Below are 7,236 nucleotides of genomic sequence, written 5' to 3'. Positions count from 1 at the left end.
AGTACACCGAGAACCCCAGACCCGAGCAGAATTCGATGCTTCAATAGAAAACTGGATGCTGGATGCTAATGGCCGTTTCAAGGGACCCAATGACGGGGTTAACTATCGGTGGGAAGGAATGACGCCCGATGAGGTGTATGGCACTCGATACGGTGTGAATGCGAACGGATTGAAGTACGGTCAGACCTTGGTGGACGGTGACGTCAAGACAATGCCAGATGGGCTGTTCATGCCAGGCGAACACCCATACGACCCGATCAATTTACGTTGGGAGCCTGGACCAGACAAAGGGAAGGAATAGTCTTAGGCGACTTGAGCTCGTCCTTGGTGGCAGGTGTGACCAGTTGGGCGGGTAGTGTCGTGGCTCAATACATCACCGACGGGATTGTTGGTATCACGGACATGGACGTTGAAAGATCCATCCACCAGAAGCGAAATCAGTGACGCAGGTCTGTCGTGACATAAAGAAATGTGCTTGAGCACCTATCCTATGAACCGGACGTCAACCAGAACATGAGCACCGTGCAGACAATGACAACACAAACTGATGCGAGAGTCGCCAGCACGTAATTTGCTGGCGATTGTCGGCGCATGTAAAAGAACAGGTGTGCAGGCGTGGCGATGAGCCAATACACGGGTGCAAGCCAAAGCCCAATCACCAAGTACAGCCCAGCGAACTCGCTGACCTTTCCACCACGAAGTTCAAAGTGGATTTGGACCAGGCCAACCAACACGGAGAACACCAGACACACCAGGCCCTGAACCGCAGCGAATTGCGCGAACTTCCATGCGCGCACCAACGGCCCCGGTTTCATTCGACGAAAACCTGCACCTGCGCATGGGGACTACGACCCATCCATCACCTCCGTCGCAAGTCCCGCGTAAACGGAAACTCCTTGCTCGCGGCCACATTGATCGTCGCAGGTGGCACGTTCATCAGACCCGGAGTGTGGCCGGTGGCTGTGAAGCGCGTCAAACGCCGGCTTTCCGCCTCAAAGGAGTTGACCGGGAAATTCTCATAACTCAGGCCACCGGGGTGCGTCACGTGGTACTGGCAACCGCCCAGCGAGCGCTTCATCCACGTGTCTACGATGTCAAAAGTCAGCGGTGCGTGCACCCCAATCGTGGGGTGCAGGCTGCTGGGCGGGTTCCAGGCTTTAAAGCGCACGCCGGCTACAAATTCACCGACGGTTCCGGTGGTTTGCATGGGCAGGGCTTGGCCGTTACAGGTGATGACGTAACGGCTTTCGTTCAAGCCCTTCACATGCACTTCCATGCGCTCCAGTGACGAGTCTACATAGCGGGCGGTGCCGCCAGCCGAGCTTTCTTCGCCCATCACATGCCAGGGTTCCAGCGCACAGCGCAGTGTCAGCTCTATGCCCGCGGACTGGACCGAACCCACCAGCGGGAAGCGGAACTCTACGTGCGGTGCAAACCAGCTCGGGTCAAACGGATAACCGGCAGCCCGCATGTCGGCCATCACATCATCAAAATCCATCTTGATGAAAGTAGGCAGCATGAAGCGGTCGTGCAGCTCCGTGCCCCAGCGGGTCAGCGGTGCCTTGTAGGGTGTCTTCCAGAAGCGGGCCACGAATGCGCGCAACAACAGCTGTTGCACGATGCTCATGCGTGGGTGCGGTGGCATCTCAAATGCGCGCAGCTCCAGCAGTCCCAGGCGACCGGTGGCCGAGTCGGGCGAATACATCTTGTCGATGGAAAACTCGCTGCGGTGCGTGTTGCCGGTGGCGTCGATCAGGATGTTGCGCAGCGTGCGGTCAACAATCCACGGTGGCATGCTTTGGCCATACAACTCGCGGTTGGCGTAGATCTGCTCAATCGCAATTTCCAGTTCGTACAACTGGTCGTTGCGCGCCTCGTCCACACGCGGGGCCTGGCTGGTGGGGCCGACGAACCTGCCGCTGAACAGATAGCTGAGCGAAGGGTGGTTATGCCAGTACAGCAGCAGGCTGGCCAGCAGTTCGGGCTTGCGCAGGAAGGGGCTGTCGGCCGGTGTGGCGCCGCCCATCACAAAGTGATTGCCGCCGCCTGTGCCCGTGTGGCGGCCGTCGGTCATGAACTTCTCTGCCGACAGGCGGGACTCGAACGCGGCGTTGTACAGAAACTCGGTGTTGGCCACCAGCTCTTTCCAGTTGTTGACCGGGTGGATGTTGACTTCGATGACGCCGGGGTCGGGCGTCACTTGCAGTAGCTTCAGCCGCGGATCACGTGGCGGCGGGTAGCCCTCCAGCACCAGCTGCATGCGCAGCTCGGTGGCGGTGGCTTCGATGGCTGCCAGCAGGTCCAGGTAGTCTTCCAGTTTTTCCAGCGGTGGCATGAAGATGTACAACACGCTGGACTTGGTGCCGACCGCTTCTGCCTTGGGGCCGCTTGCACGGCGTGGGTCGCGCACTTCGACACACAGCGCCGTGCGGCTCACCCAGTGGGCGGATTCACCACGTGCTGGCACACGGGCATAGTCTGCTGGCTCTGCCTGCGATGCACGGCGTGCAGCCATATCGGCCAGCGTAGTGCTGGTGCCGACATAGGCAGGTACGGCGGTGGACGCCGTATCCACTTTGCCGTTCAACGCATTTTGGAACTTGCGTGCAGCTTCTTGTGGCGTGGTCGCGCCGCTCAGGTAGGGCACATCGGCACGTACGGTGAGTGTGGGGACGGTGTTGCCGCTGGCTCTGGCTCCCGGTGCGGCGCTTGCCGCAGTGCTTGTAGCGAGATGACCGTCAGCATATCGCGTGGTCAAGGCCGTATGCGTGGGCAACGCATCGCGCGGTGCGCTGGGGTCGGTCTCCACCAGGTAGGGGAAGTCGGCCTTGCTGACCCAGGGCAAGGAGTCCAGCGGCAGGCGCAGGCCCATCGGGGAGTCGCCAGGCATCAGGTACATGCGCTCGTCGCGGAAGAACCAGGGCCCGGTGGTCCACACAGGCCCGGCCAGGGCTGGTTCCGATTTTTGCCCGGCCAGGTTCGGGCCTTCGGAGGCCTTGATGGGCAGCACATAACCGACGGCCGTGTCCAGCTTCTGCTCGAACACGCGGCGAAGGCGCGCGCGCTCCATTTCGTCGTCCAGCTTGGCATTGAACGGGTCCACATTCACCGGCAGTCGGCGTTCGCGCCACAGGTAGTACCAGGTATCTTCGTAGCCCGGCAGGATGTACTGGTCGGTCAAGCCCAGACGCCGGCACAGTGCCTGCGTGAAACGCTTGGCGTCTGCACTGGTGTAGTAGGTGGGGTCGCGTTCGTCGGTGAACAGCGAGGGGTTGGACCAGACAGGTTGTTTGTCGGCACGCCAATAAATGTTCAACGCCCAGCGCGGAAGTTGCTCGCCGGGGTACCACTTGCCTTGGCCAAAGTGCAGAAAACCGCCCTGGCCGTATTCGTGGCGCAGTTTGTGCACCAGCGCCGTTGCAAACCCGCGCTTGGTAGGGCCCAGCGCGTCGGTATTCCATTCGGCAGCATCGCGGTCGTTGACGGCAACAAAGGTGGGCTCGCCGCCCATGGTCAGGCGCACATCGCCGGCGACCAATTCCTTGTCCACTTCGGCACCCAGTGCCATCACATCGGCCCACTGCTCTTCGGTATAGGGCTTGGTGACGCGGGGCGATTCGTAAATGCGGGTCACCTGCATGTGGTGTTCGAATTCGACTTCGCTTTCGTCCACGCCGCCTTCGATCGGCGCTGCGCCCGATGGTTGGGGCGTGCAGGCCAGCGGGATATGGCCTTCGCCGGCCATCAGGCCCGACGTGGCGTCCAGGCCTATCCAACCAGCACCGGGCAAATAGACCTCGCACCAGGCATGCAGGTCAGTAAAGTCGACCTCGGTGCCGCTGGGGCCGTCCAGCGCTTTCACGTCGGATTTGAGCTGAATCAGGTAGCCGGACACAAAGCGCGCGGCCAGCCCGCAGTGGCGCAGCAGCTGCACCAGCAGCCAGCCGGAATCACGGCATGAGCCGGATCGGTTGGTCAGAGTTTCGTCCGGCGTCTGTACACCGGGCTCCATGCGGATCAGGTAGCTGATGTCCTTGTGCAGCATCTGGTTCAAGTCGACCAGAAAGTCTATGGTGCGGCGCTTGGTGTAATCGATCTTGGCCAAATACGCATTGACCAGCGGCGTGCGCTCGCCGGCCATGAGGTAGGGCAGCAGTTCTTCCTGCAGCAGCGGCGCATATTTGAACGGGAACTCTTCGGCCTCTGGCTCCAAAAAGAAATCAAACGGGTTGTATACCGCCATCTCCACGACGACATCCACGGTTACCTTGAACTCGCGTGTCTTGTTGGGGAAAACCAGGCGGGCCTGGTAGTTGGCAAACGGGTCCTGCTGCCAATTCAGGAAGTGGCCTTCAGCTGGCTCCACCTTCAAAGAGTAGGAGATGATCTTGCTGCGGCAGTGCGGGGCGGGGCGCAGGCGCACGACCTGGGGGCCCAGTGTTACCAAGCGGTCGTAGCGGTAATGGGTAACGTGGTTGAGTGCAGCATGGATGGACATGGCGGGTCTCGGTTGGACTCTTAAAAGTCAGTTCAATGCAAAGTGGCGTACCGTTGCTTGCATGGTAGCAAGCTATTCTTGAGCAGTTCGCCAAGCAATTCCTGCGCCACAGCTTTTTTGCCGGGTAGCATGCCCGGGTGCGCAAGCTTTTCATCCAATTCCATGGGCAGCCCCGTCTAGTGTTCGCCGGGCTGGTAGGCCTTGTGCTGGGCACAGCTTTGCAGTTGCAGCAGGCACAGCTGTCAGAGTGGCCTGTCTACGGGATGGTGGTGCTCGTAGGCCTGGTTGCCTATGCGGTCGCTGCCGTGAACCGTGGGGCGGTATTGTGGCGAATGGGCCTTGCTGTGGTGGCGGTCGGCATGCTGGGCTTTGGGGCGACCGGTCTGCGCGCAACCGCCTTTCTGCTCACCGCGCTGGACCCCGCGCTGGAGGGGCGCGACCTGCGGGTGACCGGTGTCGTAGCCAATTTGCCGCAGCGCAACGAGTCCGGCCTGCGCTTTCGGCTAGACGTGGAGTCCGCTCTGTTGGATGGCAAACCGGTGCCCGTGCCGCCGCATATGGACGTAGGTTGGTACGGCGACCCGGCGTTAGTTACGGCAGATGTGAATCGCTTGCCATCGGATGTGCGCGCCGGTGAGCGCTGGGAGATGACCCTACGCTTCAAGGCACCGCACGGCGCGCGCAATCCCCATGGGTTTGACTACGAGTTGTATTTGTGGGAGCAAGGCGTGCAGGCCACAGGCTACGTGCGCGCCTCGGCCAAAGATCCGGCACCGCTGCGCATCACGCAGACCTGGCTGCACCCGGTGGTGCTGGCGCGGCAGGTGGTGCGGGAGCGTATTTACCGCCAGGTGGAGCAGCGCAAGTTCGCTGGCATGGTGGCCGCGCTGGTGGTGGGGGACCAGGCGGCGATTGACCGGCTGGACTGGGATGTGTTCCGCGCGACGGGCGTGGCGCATCTTGTCTCCATTTCTGGACTCCACATCACAATGTTTGCCTGGGGCGCTGCCTTGGTCACTGGCTGGCTGTGGCGGCGTTCGGGGCGGCTTTGTACGGCCGTGTCTGCGCCCAGCGCGGCGCTGGTAGGCGGCGTGCTGTTGGCAAGTGCCTACGCGGTGTTTGCCGGCTGGGGCGTGCCAGCGCAGCGCACCTGCCTGATGCTGGCCACCGTAGCCCTGCTGCGCTTGTCAGGCGCCAAATGGCCGTGGCCCATGGTGTGGCTGCTGGCATGCGCCGTCGTGGTGGCGAGCGACCCCTGGGCGCTGTTGCAGGCCGGGTTCTGGCTGAGCTTTGTCGCGGTGGGCGTTTTGTTTGCTACAAATTCAGGAGCTGCTTACGCACATTCCACGAGGGCTACAGCCTCAAATGATGCTCAGTCTTCCGCCGGGACACCCCAAGGAAGATTAGCCCCTTTGGTGGGCGGCGTAATACGCGCAGCGAAGAGCGCAGGGGCTTCATTCCATGAGCAGTGGGTGATCACCGTGGCGCTGACGCCGCTCACGTTGCTGTTGTTCGGCCAGGTGTCGGTGGTCGGGCTGCTGGCCAATGCGCTGGCCATTCCGTGGATCACGCTGGTGGTCACGCCGCTGGCCATGCTGGGCGTGCTGCTGCCGGTTTTGTGGGATGTTGCTGCCGGGGCCATTGGCTGGTTGTATGGCTATCTCCAATGGCTGGCCGGCTGGTCGTGGGCATCCATCACGGTGGCGGTGCCGCCTGTGTGGGCGGGCGCTGCCGGTGTACTGGGCGGCGCGTTGCTCGTGTTGCCCTGGGGCTGGACGCTGCGGGTGCTGGGCCTGCCCTTGCTGCTGCCGGTCGTTTTGTGGCGCGCGCCCGTCCCCGCGGCAGGTGAGTTCGAGCTGCTGGCCGCCGATATTGGCCAGGGCAACGCGGTCCTGGTCCGCACGGCAAGCCATGCCCTGCTGTACGACGCGGGGCCGCGCTACAGCCTGGACAGCGACGCAGGCCACCGGGTGCTGGTGCCGTTGCTGCAGGCCTTGCATACCCGCTTGGACACGCTGGTGCTGAGCCACCGCGACCTGGACCATGTGGGCGGCGCGCCCGCTGTGCTGGCGATGCAACCCCAAGCCGAGTTATTGAGTTCTATTGAGGCAAGCCATCCCCTGCAGGTGCTGCGCGAGGCACGCCGCTGCATGGCGGGTCAGCAATGGGAGTGGGATGGTGTTCGCTTTGACGTGCTGCACCCGCAGCCTGCCGACTACGATACCTCGGCCAAATCCAATGCCATGTCCTGCGTGCTGCGTATCTCCAATGGCCGGCAAACCGCCCTGCTGGTGGGGGACATAGAGCTGCCACAGGAGGCGAGGCTGGTTGCGCAAGGTGTGGATTTGCATGCAGAGTTGCTACTGGTCCCCCACCACGGCAGCAAGACCTCAAGCAGCCCGGAGTTTCTGGATGCTGTCGCGCCCCGCATCGCCATCGTGCAGTCTGGCTACCGCAACCGCTTTGGCCACCCGGCGCCCCCGGTGCTGGCACGGCTGCGTGAGCGGCAGATAGAGGTGGTCGATTCACCCCACTGCGGTGCCTACACCTGGCAATCTTGGCAAGCCCAGAATGGTGCGTGCCAGCGGACAGAAGGGCGTCGCTATTGGCATCACAATGTGCCATAGTGGTGCCCTAGCTAGTGCCCGTTGGTGGCACTATCCTTGCTAAGCCCTAGTAGGGGCAAAGCTACATTACGCTTGGACAGTTCAGGATTTCCTACAATTTTCAGCAAGGGC

At 62.0% G+C, this 7,236-nt stretch carries 4 protein-coding genes; 2 read left to right on the top strand and 2 right to left on the bottom strand.

The window, feature by feature from the left end; all coding sequences use genetic code 11:
• Positions 1-301 (top strand): hypothetical protein (locus tag AC097P_RS19495; RefSeq protein ID WP_479612086.1); only part of this gene is annotated, 301 nt, incomplete at its 5' end.
• 558 nt (positions 302-859) lie between these two features.
• Here AC097P_RS19495 and AC097P_RS19490 read toward each other — a convergent pair.
• Positions 860-4,498 carry a transglutaminase family protein gene (locus AC097P_RS19490; protein ID WP_479612085.1) on the bottom strand — a complete coding sequence of 1,213 codons (3,639 nt, stop codon included), beginning with the start codon at positions 4,496-4,498 and terminating at the stop codon, positions 860-862.
• Between the two features lie 32 nt (positions 4,499-4,530).
• Positions 4,531-4,662, bottom strand: a complete 132-nt coding sequence (locus AC097P_RS19485; RefSeq protein WP_479612084.1) for a hypothetical protein — start codon at positions 4,660-4,662, stop codon at positions 4,531-4,533.
• A 15-nt stretch (positions 4,663-4,677) separates the two neighbouring features.
• On the opposite strand from AC097P_RS19485, the gene AC097P_RS19480 reads away from it, so the two are divergent.
• Positions 4,678-7,125: a DNA internalization-related competence protein ComEC/Rec2 gene (locus AC097P_RS19480; protein WP_479612083.1), complete on the top strand. Its 2,448-nt coding sequence runs from the start codon at positions 4,678-4,680 to the stop codon at positions 7,123-7,125.
• The last annotated feature ends 111 nt before the right edge of the window (positions 7,126-7,236 follow it).

Source organism: Rhodoferax sp. ZS1R8 (assembly GCF_056521325.1).
Note: the sequence above shows the minus strand (reverse complement) of the source record. Positions and strands in the feature narration are given on the sequence as shown.